The sequence below is a fragment of the Microcoleus sp. Pol12B5 genome (genome assembly GCF_036701335.1).
GTDB lineage: Bacteria > Cyanobacteriota > Cyanobacteriia > Cyanobacteriales > Microcoleaceae > Microcoleus.
In genome coordinates this window covers 12,022-27,797 of record NZ_JAUBQQ010000015.1, presented here as the reverse complement: position 1 = coordinate 27,797, position 15,776 = coordinate 12,022, and the positions used below count along the sequence as shown (strand labels likewise).

18 protein-coding genes are annotated in these 15,776 nt (G+C 45.5%); 9 read left to right on the top strand and 9 right to left on the bottom strand.

The window, feature by feature from the left end:
- Nucleotides 1-255 precede the first annotated feature (255 nt).
- From sir to QUA24_RS10185, 5 genes are all read left to right on the top strand, one after another.
- Nucleotides 256-2,247, top strand: coding sequence for a sulfite reductase, ferredoxin dependent (gene sir / locus QUA24_RS10205; protein ID WP_333229334.1), 1,992 nt, complete (start codon nt 256-258; stop codon nt 2,245-2,247).
- A 260-nt stretch (nt 2,248-2,507) separates the two neighbouring features.
- Nucleotides 2,508-3,284 carry a 16S rRNA (uracil(1498)-N(3))-methyltransferase gene (locus tag QUA24_RS10200; RefSeq protein ID WP_333229332.1) on the top strand — a complete coding sequence of 259 codons (777 nt, stop codon included), beginning with the start codon at nt 2,508-2,510 and terminating at the stop codon, nt 3,282-3,284.
- Nucleotides 3,285-3,587: 303 nt separating this feature from the next.
- Nucleotides 3,588-4,013, top strand: coding sequence for a lysozyme inhibitor LprI family protein (locus tag QUA24_RS10195; protein WP_333229330.1), 426 nt, complete (start codon nt 3,588-3,590; stop codon nt 4,011-4,013).
- Nucleotides 4,014-4,030: 17 nt separating this feature from the next.
- Nucleotides 4,031-4,609, top strand: a complete 579-nt coding sequence (locus QUA24_RS10190) for a hypothetical protein (RefSeq protein ID WP_333229328.1) — start codon at nt 4,031-4,033, stop codon at nt 4,607-4,609.
- A 53-nt stretch (nt 4,610-4,662) separates the two neighbouring features.
- On the top strand, nt 4,663-5,400 hold the full coding sequence (locus tag QUA24_RS10185; protein ID WP_333229326.1) for a PPC domain-containing protein: 738 nt from the start codon (nt 4,663-4,665) through the stop codon (nt 5,398-5,400).
- Between the two features lie 18 nt (nt 5,401-5,418).
- Here QUA24_RS10185 and QUA24_RS10180 read toward each other — a convergent pair whose 3' ends face one another.
- Both QUA24_RS10180 and QUA24_RS10175 read right to left on the bottom strand, forming a co-directional pair.
- Nucleotides 5,419-5,643, bottom strand: a complete 225-nt coding sequence (locus QUA24_RS10180) for a YgiT-type zinc finger protein (protein ID WP_333229324.1) — start codon at nt 5,641-5,643, stop codon at nt 5,419-5,421.
- Nucleotides 5,633-5,956: a DUF4258 domain-containing protein gene (locus QUA24_RS10175; RefSeq protein ID WP_333229322.1), complete on the bottom strand. Its 324-nt coding sequence runs from the start codon at nt 5,954-5,956 to the stop codon at nt 5,633-5,635. The genes QUA24_RS10180 and QUA24_RS10175 overlap by 11 nt, the downstream gene beginning before the upstream one ends.
- Before the next feature lie 108 nt (nt 5,957-6,064).
- Between QUA24_RS10175 and QUA24_RS10170 the strand changes: the two genes are divergently transcribed.
- The gene (locus QUA24_RS10170) at nt 6,065-7,222 is read left to right on the top strand and encodes a tetratricopeptide repeat protein (protein WP_333229320.1); all 1,158 of its coding nucleotides are present in this window, start codon (nt 6,065-6,067) and stop codon (nt 7,220-7,222) included.
- 105 nt (nt 7,223-7,327) lie between these two features.
- Here QUA24_RS10170 and QUA24_RS10165 read toward each other — a convergent pair whose 3' ends face one another.
- Nucleotides 7,328-7,780: a hypothetical protein gene (locus QUA24_RS10165; protein ID WP_333229318.1), complete on the bottom strand. Its 453-nt coding sequence runs from the start codon at nt 7,778-7,780 to the stop codon at nt 7,328-7,330.
- Between the two features lie 317 nt (nt 7,781-8,097).
- On the opposite strand from QUA24_RS10165, the gene QUA24_RS10160 reads away from it, so the two are divergent.
- Together QUA24_RS10160 and QUA24_RS10155 are read left to right on the top strand one after the other, a co-directional pair.
- Nucleotides 8,098-8,715 (top strand): triacylglycerol lipase, encoded by a 618-nt coding sequence (locus QUA24_RS10160; protein WP_333229316.1) that lies wholly within the window; start codon nt 8,098-8,100, stop codon nt 8,713-8,715.
- A gap of 2 nt (nt 8,716-8,717) precedes the next feature.
- The gene (locus QUA24_RS10155) at nt 8,718-9,329 is read left to right on the top strand and encodes an alpha/beta fold hydrolase (RefSeq protein WP_333229314.1); all 612 of its coding nucleotides are present in this window, start codon (nt 8,718-8,720) and stop codon (nt 9,327-9,329) included.
- Nucleotides 9,330-9,445: 116 nt separating this feature from the next.
- Here QUA24_RS10155 and QUA24_RS10150 read toward each other — a convergent pair whose 3' ends face one another.
- Nucleotides 9,446-9,877: a VOC family protein gene (locus QUA24_RS10150; RefSeq protein WP_333044474.1), complete on the bottom strand. Its 432-nt coding sequence runs from the start codon at nt 9,875-9,877 to the stop codon at nt 9,446-9,448.
- Between the two features lie 11 nt (nt 9,878-9,888).
- On the opposite strand from QUA24_RS10150, the gene QUA24_RS10145 reads away from it, so the two are divergent.
- Nucleotides 9,889-10,701: a TIGR00297 family protein gene (locus QUA24_RS10145; protein WP_333229312.1), complete on the top strand. Its 813-nt coding sequence runs from the start codon at nt 9,889-9,891 to the stop codon at nt 10,699-10,701.
- A 175-nt stretch (nt 10,702-10,876) separates the two neighbouring features.
- On the opposite strand, the gene hetR is transcribed toward QUA24_RS10145, so the two are convergent.
- The 5 genes from hetR to QUA24_RS10120 form a co-directional block, all read right to left on the bottom strand.
- On the bottom strand, nt 10,877-11,782 hold the full coding sequence (gene hetR, locus QUA24_RS10140) for a heterocyst differentiation master regulator HetR (protein ID WP_333077431.1): 906 nt from the start codon (nt 11,780-11,782) through the stop codon (nt 10,877-10,879).
- Nucleotides 11,783-11,987: 205 nt separating this feature from the next.
- Nucleotides 11,988-12,212, bottom strand: a complete 225-nt coding sequence (locus QUA24_RS10135) for a hypothetical protein (RefSeq protein ID WP_333229310.1) — start codon at nt 12,210-12,212, stop codon at nt 11,988-11,990.
- Between the two features lie 423 nt (nt 12,213-12,635).
- Nucleotides 12,636-12,863: a hypothetical protein gene (locus QUA24_RS10130; protein WP_333229308.1), complete on the bottom strand. Its 228-nt coding sequence runs from the start codon at nt 12,861-12,863 to the stop codon at nt 12,636-12,638.
- Between the two features lie 612 nt (nt 12,864-13,475).
- The gene (gene patX, locus QUA24_RS10125; RefSeq protein ID WP_190663642.1) at nt 13,476-13,703 is read right to left on the bottom strand and encodes a heterocyst-inhibiting protein PatX; all 228 of its coding nucleotides are present in this window, start codon (nt 13,701-13,703) and stop codon (nt 13,476-13,478) included.
- 98 nt (nt 13,704-13,801) lie between these two features.
- On the bottom strand, nt 13,802-15,604 hold the full coding sequence (locus QUA24_RS10120) for an FAD-dependent oxidoreductase (RefSeq protein WP_333229306.1): 1,803 nt from the start codon (nt 15,602-15,604) through the stop codon (nt 13,802-13,804).
- Nucleotides 15,605-15,776: the final 172 nt, after the last annotated feature.

Sequence of the window (15,776 nt, the reverse complement as noted above, 5' to 3'; positions counted from 1 at the left end):
TTAAGCGAACCAAAGTATAAACTCTTAATTACAATTTTTCAGGCCCGGCTCGATCGTGTTACAATTGAACAACATCAGAATTCCTACCGGATTACCGTTATTAACTTACTTGTTAACTGACTTGTTAACCGAGTTGTCAACATATCCGACACAGCATTTCTGAGGAGATTTGTCAAGTGCAAATTTGTCAAGTGTCAAATTGTCAAGAAATATTCGATCGGCTGTATCTAATTATAACTGGCACTATACATTCCCATGATCACATCTTCCACTTCAACCCCTGTTGCGCGCAAGCCCTCTAAATCAGAAGGTCTCAAAGAACGCAGCAACTATTTACGAGAACCCGTTGCGACTGAACTGTTACAAGAAACTACCCACTTCACCGAAGACGGGATTCAGATTCTCAAATTTCACGGCTCGTACCAGCAAGACAACCGCGACAATCGAGTTAAAGGACAAGAAAAAGACTATCAGTTCATGCTCCGCACCCGCAATCCCGGCGGGTTCACTCCGCCGCAATTATACTTAGCCTTAGACAAGCTATCTGAAGAATACGGCAACCACACGATCCGCGTCACAACGCGACAAGGTTTCCAACTGCACGGCGTGTTGAAAAAAAATCTTAAAGCAGTGTTTTCCTCAATTATTAAAAATATGGGGTCAACCTTGGGAGCTTGCGGCGACTTGAACCGCAACATCATGGCACCGCCAGCACCGTACAAAAATCGCCCAGAATACAAGTATGCGCTGCAATACGCCAGCAATGTGGCCGATTTGCTAACGCCGCAAACCGGTGCTTATTACGAAATTTGGTTGGATGGCGAAAAGGCTGTTTCGGCCGAGGAAGACCCCGCAGTCAAGGCCGCGAGACAGAAAAACGGCAACGGCACAATCTTTAGCGACGACAAAGAAGAACCGATTTACGGCAGCCATTATATGCCGCGGAAGTTCAAGTGCTCCGTTACCGTGCCGGGAGATAATTCAATTGACTTGTACTCTCAGGATTTGAGCTTGGTGGTAATTACCAATAAAGCTGGCGAGTTGCAAGGTTTTGACGTGTTTGCTGGCGGCGGTTTGGGCCGCACTCACAACAAAGAAGAGACTTTTGCGCGGGTTGCGGATGAGATTTGCTATGTGGCCAAGGATGATGTTTACGATTTGGTCAAGGCAATTGTAGCAACGCAAAGAGATTACGGCGATCGCACAGACAGACGGCACGCGCGGCTGAAGTACCTGATCAACGACAAAGGCGTACAGTGGTTCCGCGAAAAAGTAGCCGAATATTTTGGCAAGCCGCTAGAAGCCTTTAAACCGCTGCCTGAGTGGAAGTATATTGATTTCTTGGGCTGGAATGACCAAGGAGACGGCAAGCTGTTTGTCGGCATTTCTGTGGATAATGGCCGGATTAAGGATGAAGGTTCATTTCAGCTAAAAACTGCTTTGCGGGAAATTGTGCAGAAGTACAACTTGCCGATACTGGCGACGCCGCACCAAAACGTGCTGATTTACGATATTTCGCCGGATATCAAACAGGAAATTCAGGGAATACTCGATCGATGTGGCATTCAGCGGGAAACTGCGATCGACCCATTGGTGCGCTATGGGATGGCGTGTCCAGCAATGCCGACTTGCGGGTTAGCGATTACCGAATCTGAGCGCGTGATGCCGAGCATTTTAGAGCGGATTCGCGCACTTTTAACCAAAGTGGGCTTGGAAGACGAGCATTTAGTGGTGCGGATGACTGGTTGCCCAAATGGATGCGCCCGCCCTTATATGGCAGAATTGGGGTTTGTCGGGAGTTCCCCGGAATCCTACCAGATTTGGCTGGGCGGTTCTCCAGAACAAACGCGGCTGGCAAAACCCATTGAGGAAAAGCTGCACGTCAAGGATTTTGAAGCTTTTCTGGAGCCGATTTTTGTTTATTTCAAGCAAAAACGGCAACTGAGCGAGAGTTTTGGCAATTTTTGCGATCGCGTCGGGTTAGAATCTATCCGTCAATTTGTAACCAACTACCAATCTGCTGACTCGATGACAACTGAGATTAATGAATTAGAAGTTACGTCTAGTAACGACGATGAAAACGAGACTGCCACTGCTGGCGGTGGCAAAGTCCGCCGTCGAATTAGCGTCCGCGATGAAATCTACAACGAGCTCAAGGAAGAAGCAGCCCGTCAGGGCAAGCCAATCACGCAGCTAGCTACAGAAGCGATTTCCACTTATTTAAAGAAGATTAAGGAGGAAGCATAAGCCGATTTTCGATTATCGATTTGTGATTTTCGATTGTATTCAATAGACTTCTGGCAAAAGTAATATAAAGGCAGAGCATTTGCAGAAAAAAACTTGAATTTGTAAAATAATTCCGGTTGTAGATGCTTTGCCTTTATTGTTTTTTGAAGAGTTGAAACCCCCCCTGCCTATCTCTTCTCATTCTCTCTTCCTCTGCGTTCTCTGCGTTCTCTGCGGTTAAATAAAAAATCTCTAATAGAAAACGAACAATCCCCAATTCAATGCCTCAATTACAAAGATTAGCAGTTACTGCGACTCAAATTTGCGATCGCAAAATCGACTTAACTAGGGAACAGCAGCATTATTTAAACCGAGTGCTACGTTTGCAAGCGGGCGATCGATTTATTGCAATGGACGGGCGGGGACATTGGTGGTTAGCAGTCCTAGAAGTACGGGAAACCGGGCTATTTGCCTCCATAGCCGAGGAGATTGCTGTGAACAGGGAGCTACCCGTGGAAGTAACTTTGATGGCGGCATTACCCAAAGGAAACGGCTTTGACGAGGTTGTGAGACAAGCCACGGAGTTGGGTGTGGTAAGTATTGTGCCGGTGACGAGCGATCGAACTTTGCTCAAACCAAGCGATCAAAAAGTTGAGCGGTGGAGAAGAATTGCTGCGGAGGCGGCGGAACAGTCGGAACGTCAAATTGTGCCGACGATTTTAGAGCCTGTTTCGTTTGATGTTGCTATTAAAGATTGCGGTCAAAAATATCGATATATTTGTGTTGCTCGCGGGGAAAATCGGCATTTGTGGGATTGTTTGAGTGGTATTTTCTATCCCCCCTTTGTAGGGGCGGTGCCCCCGTCCCCGCCCCCGGCTGGGGGAGAATTATCGATTGTCATAGCTATTGGCCCGGAGGGTGGATGGACTGAGGGTGAGGTGAAAAGAGCGATCGAATTGGGCTTTGAAGCTGTTTCTTTGGGGAGTAGAATTCTGAGAGCGGTGACAGCACCGATTGTGGCTTTATCTTTAATTGGCGCGGCATTTGAGAAGTGCTAATATCAACAAATAACAAAGAATTTATCAGAGAGGTGGGTTGAGGGGGAATGAAAATAGAGTTGAGGAAAGGTCGATCTGGCTTTTAACAATTTTAGGTAAAACATCAGTTTTTGGACGATCTCCTCGCTCTCCATTGCTCAACAGATTAATTGCGATCGTCCTCACGATCGGCTCAGCTCCCGCTTGGCTGTTTTATGTAAAATTTTGTGACAAAAATTGGTATTTTGCATAAAAATATCAGGTTGAACATGAAGAAAGATCTAGGCTTCTGGGTGATGATTACGGCACAAGAGAGGAAAGAACATGAAAGGGCGATCGATTTTTAATATAGCGGTGAGCTTAGTTATTTTTGGCTCTAGCTCTTCGCCTGTATTGGCAGAGTTAAAACAGGCGATCGAAGTGAAATCTGATCGGATAGCTCAACAACAGTCTAATTGCCCAGGTTCAAATAATATAGAGATTCAGAGATGTCTCCGGTTAAATTACGAAGCGGCGGATCGACGGCTGAATGAGGTTTACAAACAACTGACTTCAAAATTGAGCCGTGAAGAGCGATCGATACTTTCTGAAGCACAGCAAGAATGGATTAAGTTGCGGGACAAAAACTGTGAGTTTGAAGTTTACCAGAATCGAGGCGGTACAGGTTATAGAGGTTTTCTTAATGAATGTTTGGAACGCATGACTAAACAGCGGACAGGCGAACTGGAAAAGTATTTAAAACCGAGATAAAGGAGGCAGAGTTTTTTATGCAAAATCTCAACAATTTAACCAAGTTTTTTACGTTATTAATTGGCACGAGCTTTATTGTTTTGGTGTGGGTAACATCAGTCAACGCTCAAGCGCAACTCACAGAGCGATCGAAACTAGCAATAAATGGCATAGGACCGATCAGAGTTGGAATGACCGTTGATGAAGCCTCACGCTCTGCTCGAATTAAATTAATTATACCAAGTCGCAGTGGTAGTTTTGACGATGATCTGTGTTCCTACGTTCATCCACAAGGACTACCAAAAGGAATTTCCTTTATGGTAGCAAAGGGTCGTATTGCCAGAGTAGATATTGACAACGAGCGTATCACTACCCTCAAAGGAGCTAAAATTGGGAATACTCAAGAGCAAATTATTAAGCTGTATCCAGGGCAAATTAAAATAACTCCACATCATTATGTTGGCGCCCCACCTCAAAATGGTAAATATTTAACTTTTGTGCCTAAAGATGCGGCTGACAAAAACTACCGTATCGTTTTTGAGACAAGCAGTAATCGGGTAACAAGATTTAGATCGGGGAAACTTCCTGAAGTTGAGTATATAGAAGGCTGTTCTTAATACGGCGAGTAATTTTTTGTTGGAGATTGTAGTTAAAATAGAGAGGGGAAATCATGAAAGGGCGATCGCTTTTTAGCTTGACAATCAACATCATAGCAATCCTAGCCACCAGCATCCCAGAAGTTTTCGCTCAGCCCAGCCCAAGATACATAGATAAAAACTGCCACCTCAACCAGGAACTACCACAAATAGAAAGATTTACTCTGTTTCACAGATCGGATTTTACAGCTAACGGTCAAAACTACTGGTTTTACACCGCCCGCTATCAAGACGGAGGCGTGCTTCTGTGCATATCAAAACCAAATTTTAACCAACCCAAACCTTTAAATGAACAAAAAATCGCAGCCAACTTTATTGATAAAATAGTGCGCGACCCCAACAACAAAACTGCCTTTATCATCGCAGTCAGAGAAGGAAATGGTTTTGAGACCCCAGTGACAAATTATGGCTTAGATTTGAGCAATGTCGATCGCCCAAAACTCACCTCTCTCTCCCTCCTCCAGCGCCGAGAAACCTTAAAAGAAGGGGAATCCCGCGCCTACACCTTTCCAGGAAGCGCAGGTCAATCTATCACGATCGACCTCAAAAGCAGAGCATTCGACCATAACATAACACTGTTCGACGCCAGCGGCAAAAATATTGCCCAAACAACAGGTAACTCCCAGAATCGCCGAGAGTCTCAACTCACCGTAAAATTGCCTAGTAACGGCACTTATAAAATAATTGTTAAAGGAGGCGATCGCACAAGCAAAGGTTCCTACAGCTTAAGCATTAATTCCAATCACTTATAACTAAATCTAAACCAACCGCTAGGCAAACTCGAAAACAGGTGTTTCAATCACCCTAATAGGCTTTCTATCTTCCCAAATCATCTTCTGCAACTGTTCCACAGCTTCAGGTGAAAAAAATCGCTCTCCAGTTTCCAAACACACTCTAGCAGGAACATTTTCAATAATAATAAACTTACCGTTGATTTCAAGGGTATAATTTACTTTTTGTTCCACCATTGTTTCTTGCCAAATATTATTGTTCATTTTGATTTATCCTTAAGTTAAAATCAATCCAAATTTTCGGATCGGGTTCGTATAAAGTAATGATTTTTACCAAAGGAGGAGATGGATAACTCCACTGAACGTGCAAAGGTCTATTGGCAATGGTCAAACCGAAAATCAAACAGCTTGGGCAATATTTGTCATCGGGATATTCTTCGATAACTTCACCAGTCATTATTGCTTCCCGGAGTTCTTGTACCCTGATACGGGGAACTATGCTTTGGTTTACTGCGTGTGGTGAAAGCTCAAAATCATTTTTGAAAATTTTGACACGTATTTTTTCAATGATTGTCATAGTTTCATATCATATCTATAAGTTAACACAACAGCAAAAATTGTTAACCAGTGGCGGAAGCAACCAAACATCAGCCAAGATAGAAACAACCGCATTGCCGCAACCGCCATGACAGACATCAACCAAATAGCCGCCGCCTTAGAGAATAAAGACTACAAACAAGCTGCCCAACTCATCAAACAACTACAAAAAGAATCCCCCGAAAATCCGTGGGTGCAATACTACATCGCCCGCTACTACGAACTCACCAACAACCTCGAAAAAGCCCAAACAACCTACAAACAAATACTCCGCGACATCACCAACCCCAAAATCGTCTCCCAGACCCGCCAAGCTATTCAACGGGTTGAAAGCGTACAACAAAACCTTCGCCAACAAGCCATAGAAACCGCCAAAAACGACCCCAGTAACCTCGAACCCGGACTCCTTATCCTCGAACCAGTGAGTCCCGAAAACAAACCCGCCGCCATTCAAAATATCAGCAGAATCTTTAAAATCGACGCCTACACAACCCGGATGCAAATCCAAAGCCGCGGCTGGAGACTCTACAAAACTGGCCCCATCGCCGAACTCCGAATTTATGGTCAAGAACTCCTCAACGCCGGCATTCCCGTATTTTGGGCAACCCTAAGCGATATTCAAAAAATCCAAATCTTCCGAGTCCAGCACTTCCAGTCTCTCTCTTCCCCAGCCGTTGTTTGCAAAGATAAACTCGATCGACTCGGTGCGATCGAATTTAGGTGGTCAGAAGTTACCCAAAGAGTAGAAGGCTTGTTGCCGATGTTCATCGAAGTCATGGACTACTCCCCCAACCGAAGAAAGGAGCAATTTCGCCACAGAGAAATCAGGCAAGATTACGCTCAAATCTGTGACTTACACATTCCCAGCAGAAACTGCATTCTGCGAATTTGCGACCAAAGTTACGAATTTCAACAAGGAGTTGACTTCACCAAAGCTTCAGCCGAACTTCCCACTTCACCGAACCCGAAAAACAAAATATCCAGAGTCAAAAACTCTCAACAAATTCCTCAAAGTACCACCCGAATTAACTGGAATAACTTAGTGGAAATATTCGATCGCCAGATTGACGTTACAGTTTGGTCAGAATTTACGCCCTTTGCCGAGACCGTGCTCGATTACACTAATATGTTGAGCAAGATCGAATCTCATATAGAAGTCGAGCGCAAATCCGAAACTCCTTGGGACTCAGCTTTTCAGCTATACAGCGGATTAGCCTTCCTCAGAAACCAAGAAAATAGGGAATAGAAACAAGAGTTAAAATTAAAAATGAGTAATACCATTTTTAAACTTTTTAACGCCCGCATTGGGAATTATCCAATGCCCAATTCCCTATTATCAATTCCCAATTTCCTACTTCGTTTTCACCTGACGAGCCATTTCCCGGAAATTGTTCATGCTGGGGCCAGGGCTCCGACGACTTCCAGTTGGTGTCGGCATTAAATTATTAGGAGCAAAAGTCCGATTCGGTTCAGCTTGACTCGGCACTTTCCCGTTAGTTGCTGCCGCTGCCGGTACCTTCGCGGGTGCTGCATTATTAGCAGGAACGCTAGCGACTGGTTCGTTTTCTTTCTGCGACTTTTTCTCTACCTTAGCCTTTTTAGCTGGTTCAGACTTCTCAGACTTAACAGACTCAACTTTTGCCGGTGAGATCGCAACAGGCTCAGCTTTCGCAGGCGCAACTTTTGCTGGTTCCTTCGCTCCCGATTCGCCCAAATCTAGGAAATATTCAGACTTTTTCAAGCCCAACAGTCTGGCAAAAAAGCCGAAAATACCGCCGAAGAAATTTTTGATAAAACCAAACATTAGACTTACTCCTTTTGTTCTTTTAGAGAAATTTGTACAAGCTTGTCAACAAAGTTAGATTACGAGGTAAGGCAACTTTTGTCTACATTTCTTAATCAAAATTTACATTTTGCTGTATCTAAGCTACCTCATCAAAGCAAATTACTAAGTATAAATACCAGGCGACTTTGCACTTATTTACAAGTATCTCAGAATTTGTTAGCGATTCCCACTAATTGTCGATCGTACCTCGATCCGATTCGCTAGCTGTCCTAGTAGGGGTAAAACTCCCTAGAGGAGTGATTTATGCTTTAATCACCAAGCAATTTTCTTTTCAAATGAACAGTTCGCTCGATCGCAATCCCGTCATCCTCATACACGGCATCTGGGACACAAAGATTATTTTCAACACAATGTCCGCCCGCCTCACCGAACTCGGATGGTCAGTCCACAGCCTCAACCTCACCCCTAACGACGGCAGCCTCGGCCTCGACTTACTGGCCAAGCAACTCGCAGACTACATCTGTGAAACCTTCGATCCAGAACAATCTTTAGACATAGTAGGCTACAGCATGGGGGGCATCGTCAGCCGCTACTACGTCCAGCGACTCGGAGGAATCAACCGCGTACAGCGTTTCATCACCCTCTCTTCCCCCCACCACGGCACCATCACCGCCTATTCCCTACGCCTACCAGGATACCTGGATATGCGCCCCGATAGTGGCTTGCTGCGCGATTTGAATCAAGATGTGACAATGCTTAAACGCATAAATTTTACATCAATGTGGACGCCATTTGACATCATGATTGTACCGGCGAACAGTTCCCAAATGCCAGTAGGTAAAGAAGTTAAAGTCAACGTTTTGCTGCACCGCCAAATGGTGACAGAACCCCTAAGTATTAACGCATTAGTTGAAGAACTCAAAGCACCTATAGAAAATAAAATTCCCACTTAAAAATGAATAGCAATTTCAGCCGCAACCCAGTCTTGCTAATTCACGGAATTTTCAGAAAATCGGGAATTTTTCACAAAATGTCTGCCTACCTGACCCAACTGGGATGGTCAGTCTACACCCTCAATCTCTCGCCCCATTGGGGCAACGCCAGCATAGACGAATTAGCCAAACAAATAGGAGATTATATAGACAAAACCTTTGCGCCAGAACAGTATATAGATATAGTAGGATTGAGCATGGGCGGTTTAGTAACTCGCTACTACCTGCAAAGGTTAGGCGGCATTAAGCGAGTGCAGCGCTTTATTGCCATATCTTCTCCTCACAGTGGTACTTGGATGGCTTACACTCTCTGGGGAAAAGGCTGCATTCAAATGCGTCCCGGCAGTGCTTTTCTGGAAGATTTAAATCGAGATGCAGCTTTGTTGGAAAAGCTTAATTTTACTTCGATTTGGACAGATTGGGATTTCATCATTGTACCGGCTTCTAGTTCCCAAATATCTGCTGCCAAAGAAGTAAAATTATCCGTTTTCGCCCATGCCATGATGGCTAGGCATTCCAGCAGTTTAAAAGCGGTCGCTGAAGCACTGTCAGAACCATTGAAAGTTCATGATTAACCGTTTGATTTATTCTTGTATAATTTCAATTATTGTATGGGTTCACCTACCATAATTGCCTACCAGCAATCTGGTAAACCCGCCCCACAGGAGGCAAATCGCTACCGGACTAGATATCAAACAGCATCACCAACTTCAGCGTATTCGCTGCGACCAAAAATTGCTTCAGCTTCGCAGTAATACTTGAACTCAAGTATATTGTGGAAAGGGTCTTCTAAGAAGAAAGTACGGTGTTCTGTAGGCAAACCGACAAATCGCCGTCTCGGTTCTTGATAGAAATTTAAGTTGTTTTGCTGGGCTTTTTCTAGCAACCCTTCCCAGTCAGCTTCGGAAGTAAAAATTAACCCAAAATGCCGGGGATAGATGCCTCGCTGAGGCGTTAAAGGTTCGCGACTGACATGGGCGACAATTTGATGGCCACACAAACCCATAATCGCAGAATTCGGGGATTCGCGACCTAGTTCGCAGCCCAGCCCGTCTACATAGAACGCTTTGGTTTGGGCGATATCGGTCACGGGGAAGGCAAGATGAAATAAGACTTGGTTCATGGAGATAGTAAATGCAGAATTCAGAATTGTTCTTTAATTATTTATCTTGGTCTAATCCTTGGTTGGTGGCGATCGCCCTAAATACAGTTTTACTCGCGATCGCCACCATTGCTCCTAAAAAATTGCTCACTCCCGCAGGCCAATTTCACGGCTGGGCGCTGGGCGTCCTCATCTGGGGCTGTTTGGGATGGCAAGGCTATGCTGTGGTGATGTTTTACTTTCTTGTCGGATCGGGAGTTACCCGCATCGGCAAAGCCCAAAAAGAAGCAGAAGGCATAGCCGAAAAGCGTTCAGGCGCGCGAGGCCCGGAAAATGTCTGGGGTTCTGCTTTAACCGCTACTCTTTGCGCTGTGGGAGTTTTGGCATTATCTATTTTAGGAGAGACAGGCAAGATGTCTGTGCCACAAGATGTTATTTCCCTGTTATTGCTGGGTTACGCGGCGAGTTTTTGCACCAAACTTTCCGATACCAGCGCCAGCGAAATCGGCAAAGCTTACGGAAAGCGGACTTTTTTAATTACCAGCTTGCAGCCTGTACCTAGGGGTACGGAAGGGGCCGTAAGTTTGGAAGGAACGATCGCAGGTATTGTCGGCTCAATTTTGATTGCGCTTTTGAGTTGGGCCGTCGGTTTAATAGACTTGACAGGAATTCTTTTTTGTGTTATGGCAGCTTTTATTGCCACGAACATCGAGAGCGTGATTGGGGCGACGGTGCAATCAAAGTTTGAGTGGCTGACGAACGAGGTAGTAAATTTTTTTAATACACTCATAGGAGCGATCGCAGCGATTATTTTAGCGGCGACATGGAGAGCTTTTTTAACTTAGTTAATCCTGGACGCATTCGCGGCCCAATCAACCTGGTTTTTTACGATAATTCAAACGATTAACGCAATATTTTTGGAAAAAAAACCGGGGGCACCGTCCAGGGCTATTAGCTATTAATCATTAGTCATTAGTCTCAAGCAATCAACTCATGACTAATGATTAATAGTTAATCTAACTAAGCGTCGTCTTGCGGCCCAAAAACCATTTGTAAAATCATCGTCGGTTCGCCCCGCTTGTGATAGCGATCGGCCCAATTGCGAATAATTTCATCTAATTCCTCAAGGGCTTGGTCGAGCCGTTCCGGCGGAATATCCAAAGTCTCCATAATTCGCATCACATTTGGTTGTTTTTCCGCCCAATCCTTCATCAGCCGGAAATATCTAGCCGTATCCTCAACCATAGTAAATGTCCGCTCTTCCTGCTCTGCCGGAGAGTAAGTAGCGCGGGTGAGGGCATAAAACGGCATTCCCCAAGGAGAATCAATGCGAGTCACTGTCCCAGAATAGATCAAGCGCCGCTTAATGTGTTCTGCTAGAGCTTCGCTCAAAGGCATTCGCCTTTCTGGAGACATATCTTCTTGCGATCGCCTGTGCAGAAACTCGATCAACTCCATAAACTGAAAAGAATTGATCAGTTGAGCGTCTGGCGGATTCGGAGGAATCTTGCCTTCGAGATATTTTTTTTCATCTACAGTCAAATTGTTTCCCGGAATGCGAGGGCGTCCCGGCATCCAACCATACTGTTCCAGCCAGACATAAGGAAACTGAATCAAATATCTAGGTTCTTGGGAACCCAACATTTTCAGCAATTTTCCCTGAGTCAGAGCTTCCCGGACTTCCTCAACAATCACCTTCACCCGTTTAGGCTCAATGTGATGCAAGTGTCCGGTCATCCGCAGGTTGTTATCCTGCTCCATATAAGTCATATAAATGGCACACTTAGCCGCCGTTGCGGCCGCGTCTAGAAACGCCCCGTGCCTGTGCCCACTGGTTCTCATGGCGCTAAACGCCAGATATAGCATGATCTGATCCATTGCACTAGGGCTGAGGCTTTTGACCAGATCCAAAGAGTCATTTTTCATCACTATCCCCGAAATAGCCAAATTTGGAGGCATTTTGTCATCCTCCATTAAATTATTGCGAGAGCGCCGAATCAAGCATAGCCGACTGTCGCCGGAAAGCTTGCCAGCTACCCTAATATTCAGGTTAGTTAATTTCCCTGAGGTAACAGGGGCATGGGCTTAAAGGCTATCGACACCGCATAAGTGGTTCTTATTGGTGGCCAATTTAAGTAGATTGCTGCACCCTCTGCGCTGACAGTTTACCTATATATAAGTTAGTTATCGCAAGTTTATTATAGTGCAGCGGTTGAAAATTAAACCCTACCTGTGGGGGGTAGAAGGTAAATAACTGTTGCGATGCCAGGAATTTGAGGCGACTCCGAGCTCCTAATTCTTGAATAGTCATGGATGCCGAAACCCGGTTCGATCGACTAAAATAAGGCTGTTGCATAATTGCGGGAAGATTTTGATGGTTTTGTGGGATGGGATCTCGTAGCCCGTCCGCTGTATTTTCAGAGCAGGCAGGACACCCCACAAAAATCCTCGTCAAATTGTGCAACGCAAAAATAAGGCGTGGAAGGCGAGGGATATTGGTTGAAAAACCCAGATGATCCGAGGCCTGTGGTTAGTGCTTGTTTAATTGAAGCGTTTTCAATACAAAACCGCCACATACTAAAATCTATCTCTAGGTAGATGGCGGTTTCCCGTTTATATGCTAACATTTCTTACACTAAAAAGAATCTCCTCAGAACTGTCCACAAAAAGTGCAGTTGTCGCTTAACCTGAAAAACTAGAATCCCAGAAAATCCGATCGAGCGATCGAATGAACGGCCCGAAGCCACTCAGTTGTGGTCATCACTTGCGTCCAGTGTCATTAGAAATCTTGTAGCGGATGAGTGTAAACAGTAGGCTCAGTAAAATTTCTGCGTATGCCGCGCCTCTTAATACGAGGCTCGCCCTTTTGTTGAGTTTGGGCTGACAACATATATTGGGCGGTGGCAGTTTCGAGCATGGGGAGTGAAGATTCAAAAGCTTGAGCGGCGCTGGCACTCAAGGTAATGCCCAACAGGCTCAGTAAAGCAATTGCAGTGTAGGTTTTCATGGGTAGTATTCGTCGTGTCAGTATCTATTTAGAGATACGAGATTACCCAGGCTGATCAGGATTAATTTCCCTGAAATTATCAAACTATAGAATCAGGAATCAGGAATCAGAAGGAAGAAGAAGAAAAAGAAGGACAAAGGAAGAAGGAATCAGGCTTTAGTTAAGCTATCGCGCATTTAAACTGTCTCCTAAAATCCTTGTATAAAAAGCGGAAAATTATCGTTTCCTCTCCCTTTCTCACCATCTCCCCCTTCCGAAGCAACAGACACTTTAGATGCGTAGCATCTGATCTATGAGAGCTGTCTTAAGTCGATGTAAAAGGGAATAAATACAATCTCTGGCTTCACTAATAAAACAATTCCTAATTGCACTACCCAGACGGTTGCAATAATATACAAAACCGCCAAATAGGAGATTCAATCTCTCTATAGATGGCGGTTTAAGGTTTATATGCTATCATCACTCACATAAAAGAAGAGCCTAATGACTGTAAACAAGAAATGCAGTTGCCTTGGAAACCTGAAAAACTAGCATCCCAGGAAATCAGATTGAGCGCTCGACACGGGCGGCAGAAACTAACTCAATAACGGAAATAGCTTTCGTCCAATGTCATTAAAATGCTTGTAGTTGATGAGTGTAAAGATTAGGCTCAATAAACTCTCGGCGTCCGCTGCCTCTTTCTGGAGAACGATCGCCCCTTTGTTCGGTTTGGGCGGATAAAATGTATGAAGCGGTGGCAACTTCGAGCAGTCCCACTAGGGATTCAAAGGCTCGAACGACAGTGGCGCTCAAAGTAACGCCCAAAAGACTGTGTAAAGCAATTGGTGTGTAAGTTTGCATGGGGTTAGTATCCGTGTCAGTGTCTATTAACTGATACGGGCCCTCCCCGATCGATCAGGATAAATTTCTGTGAATTTTTCGGATCTCTGCAAAAAACCTTACCTCTTCAATTCTATGGATTCCACCAGCACCCAATCACCTGCCGAATTCAGCTTGCCCCATACTGTCAGAGGCTTTTCGGTTTCGCAACTGTGTAAAAATCTGTCGGTTTCCGAGTCCAAAGTCACGAGTTGCCAAGTTTGACCGGCTAAGGATGGGGGGCTTGTCAGCGTTAGTGTCCAGTCTTGTTCGCCGAGGCGACGGAAAATGCCCGAAAATTGGCTGTGGGTATTTGCTGTTTGACTGCTTTTTTTCTCTACTGACTCCTGACATTCGCCGCTGGCGGGATATGCTTGAGGTCGATCGAGATAATAGCGTTGCCAATCCAGCCAGTCCGATCGATCCCGTGTCAAATTAAATAAAGGAATAACTGCCGCACTCGCCTCGGAATCTTGCAGCAAAGCTTCCTGCAAAACTCTCACCGGCAACTCCCGCGGCTGACATCCAGATTCGGCGCACAAAGCCGCCGCCATCCCCGCCGCCTGTCCAATATTCATTACCGTCGGTTGCAAGCGAGTTGCACCGTTGGCGATGTGAGAGACGGAAATATTTTTTTCGCAGACTAGCAAACCGTCTGTACTCGCAGGAATTAGGGCGCTGTAAGGAATGGTAAACGGAGTTCCCGTCCAGCGCCCGCCCCAGCGGATCGATTTTGGCTGCAGAGGAATGTCGCCACTGGTGTAGTGGTGGTCATTGGCGTAGTTGCCGATCGCAATTGTTTCACAAATACCCTCAGAATTTATCGGCAACTTCGCGACTCTGCCACCGACAATAGGCAAAATATCTTTTTCTGTGACTGTACTTATCCCTCGCAAGCGCCGACTTTCTCGGTAGTAAGGATGTAAGGCAAAGGAAGAAAGAAGGGAAGATTTTTTTTGATGTTCGATCGTTGAAATCGGGAAAATATTCTGTGCTAAGCCGTAGCGGCGGCCAAGTTGCGTTTGAATGAAGCGGGCGAAACTTTGAGTGTGCCACAGACTTTCTTGCAGGAATTCTTGTCGAGATGCTTCAGATGCAATTAGTCGATCGACTCCTTCACCATAATCATTACCTCGAATTGGCCAATTAATCATCAACAATCCCCCTGGCAGCCTGCCGTAATTGAGAAATTGTTCGGGAGTGTAACCGTCCCAAGCACCGATAAATCGATCGGGATTTTCAACTGGCGGCGCGGGAATTTCTGGCCCTGCCGCACCTTTACCAAAATCCTGCATAATTGCCACCCAAGTCGGAGCTTGCACCGAATACCGCTCTGTCAGAGCATTAGAGGCTGTCGGCGCACTGGGTTCTCCCCACTCGGCTTGGAATTCCCAACCCCAGCGGTGCCCAACCTCCGCTAAAGCCAGCAAATCTCCCAATTCCGTTGCATCTAAAGTGATTTTGGCCGAAACCGTAAAATCTGCAAACTGAACACCAGAAATGCGATCTCCTTCATACAGCACATCGTCAGCTTTTTGTCCCGAAATCCAGCGCAAGTTCGGCAAACATTTAACCCAATCAGCGAAAATTTCAGCACCGATGCGGGGATCGTAAGTAAAAAAACTTACCCAGCCCCAATCCAAACCTCCCGGCTGTCGCTGCTGGAGTTCCCGCAAAAACGCGCCCCACAAACCGGTTTGAAAAGCTGCTAATTCATTGCCATCGGGGGCAGCAACGCCTGCGGCAGTAAGCATTCCTCCCAGCCAGGGGAATTCGCTTACTAAAATAGTTTTGGCACCTCGGCGGGCTGCTTGGACGGCTGCTGCGGTGCCGCCGGTGCCACCACCGACTACTAAAACATCTGCTTTTAAGGTTGGGGACATGGGGAATAGGATTTTAGATTTTAGATTTTAGATTGCAAGAGGCTCATTCATCATGTAAGGTGCGACCACAAGCACCCAGAGGATAGATGTTCGGCGTTGGCGATCGCGAATTAAATTTTACTGTCTAAAGACTTGACAAATAATAAATCGGGAATTATGCAGCGCTCACACA